Annotated in this window: 2 protein-coding genes and 1 pseudogene; all 3 read left to right on the forward strand. The window is 63.6% G+C overall.

Annotated features, from left to right (window positions below):
* Window positions 1-23 precede the first annotated feature (23 nt).
* A complete protein-coding gene (locus BBK14_RS13190; RefSeq protein ID WP_071062393.1) occupies window positions 24-581 on the forward strand; it encodes a nuclear transport factor 2 family protein in 558 nt (185 codons plus the stop codon).
* A gap of 43 nt (window positions 582-624) precedes the next feature.
* Complete coding sequence (locus BBK14_RS13195; RefSeq protein WP_071062395.1) at window positions 625-1,197, forward strand: carboxymuconolactone decarboxylase family protein; 573 nt, start codon at window positions 625-627, stop codon at window positions 1,195-1,197.
* 303 nt (window positions 1,198-1,500) lie between these two features.
* Window positions 1,501-1,943, forward strand: a pseudogene (locus BBK14_RS13200) (IS6 family transposase); the annotation flags it as partial.

Consider the following 1,943-nt stretch of genomic DNA (forward strand, 5'->3'; position numbering starts at 1 on the left):
GGCTACGACGAGGGAGGACCATCATGTCCGTCGAGGGTGAGCTCACAGAACTTCGCCGTGAGCTCCGGTACGTCACGGACCGCATCGCGATTCTCGACTGCGTCATGAAGCAGTCGCGCGGTCACGACCGCCACGACATCGAGCTGATGGCGAGCGTTTACCACGACGATGGAGTCGACGAGCACGGACCCGTGGTCAAACTTGGCCCCGACTACGGCGAGTACGCTAACCGTGCTCATTCATCAGTCTTCGTCGATCACTTGCACAACATCACTACCCACACCTGCGAAATCGACGGCGACGAGGCTCACTGCGAAAGCTACGTCATCGGTGCCATGCGTTCCCGCGACGGCAAGACCGTGCACATCTTCGGAGGAAGATACCTCGATCGCGTCGAGCGGCGGGACGGCACGTGGAAGATCGCGCTACGCCGATGCACCCTCGAGTGGACGATGAACGGCGACACGTCGCTCCTCTCCTCCGGGGCATTCGCCGGCTTCATCAAGGGCACGTGGGATAAAAGCGATCCGTCATACGCGCGGCCCCTGGACCTGGAGAAGACCCCGGTCGAGAAGTGGTGAGGATGACAGGCCCGATGCATCATCGCCGGAAGGACTGATGAACATGGCACGAATCGAGCCGCTCCCCGCCAAGAAATGGCCGGCTGAGATGCGGGAAGCTTTTGCCGCCCTGATACCGCCCGCGCCCCGCCACACCCGGTCCATTCAAGAGGGCGCACCGAAGGCCCGCAACGCCCTTGGGACGTTCGCACACCATCCAGACCTGGCGCGGGCGTTCTTCATCCTCAACGGTCATGTGCTGCTGGCGACCACCCTCGCCCAGCGGCAGACGGAACTGCTGGTCCTGCGAGTCGCGGCGCTCCGCAAATGCGACTACGTGTGGGCGCAGCATGTCCTCGTCGGTCGCGACGCCGGGCTGACCGACGAGGAGATCGGAAAGGTCACCCGGGGGTCAGCCGATCCATCTTGGAGCCCGCTCGACGCAGCGCTGCTGTGCGCCGTTGACGAGCTGCTCGACGACGGCGCGATCGGTGACGAGACGTGGGCCGCACTGACCACTGAACTCGACACCCAGCAGCTTATGGACCTCATCTTCACAGTCGGAGCCTTTGAGGCATCCGCCTTCCTGATGAACTCCTTCGCGTTTGACCTCGACGACGACCTACGACCCACCTGATCATGCGACAGGTGGGTCTCTTGCGTCGAAGGAAGCCGTAGCCTCGCTTCCACAGTGGGGAGTCAGAAGCTTGCCTGACCTTGTGACCTTGGCGCGATGCGCCGAGGCGGGGCCGGCCATTGGCCAGCTATGTCCCTACATCTGCTTGATCCGATCTTCGTTGGGGGTGTGGCTGGCTGATCCTGCTCGGCCGTTTGTCATCGTCCAAGGACCTCGAGTTGCTGGTCTTGCGCACAAGGTCGCCGGGCATTGTTGCCTCGGTGAAGGCCACCATCGCGGCTACCGATCAGTCATGATCGAGTGATGCGTCGACGTCGTGTCCGTCCACCGGTTCCGACGTCGGAGTTCGCGGGGTTCCGTTCCCACCCGAGGTGATCGTCTTGGCGGTCCGCTGGTACCTCCGGTTCGTGCTGTCGTACCGGGACGTCGAGGAGCTGCTCGCCGAACGTGGCCTCGAGGTTGATCACGTGACCGTGTATCGGTGGGTGCAGCGCTTTACGCCCCTGCTGGTCGAGGCCGCGCGGCCGTGTCGGCACCGTCCTGGGGATAGGTGGTTTGTGGATGAGACGTATGTGAAGGTCGCAGGCCGGTGGACCTATGTGTACAGGGCGGTTGACCAGCACGGACAGGTCATCGACGTCCTGGCCAGCACCCGCCGCGACCAGGCTGCGGCACGCCGCTTCTTCGTCCGTGCGCTGTCCCATGGGCATCGGCCGGTCGAGGTCACCACCGACAAAGCACCCGTC

This window comes from Parafrankia soli (genome assembly GCF_001854695.1).
GTDB classification, from domain to species: Bacteria; Actinomycetota; Actinomycetes; order Frankiales; family Frankiaceae; genus Parafrankia; species Parafrankia soli.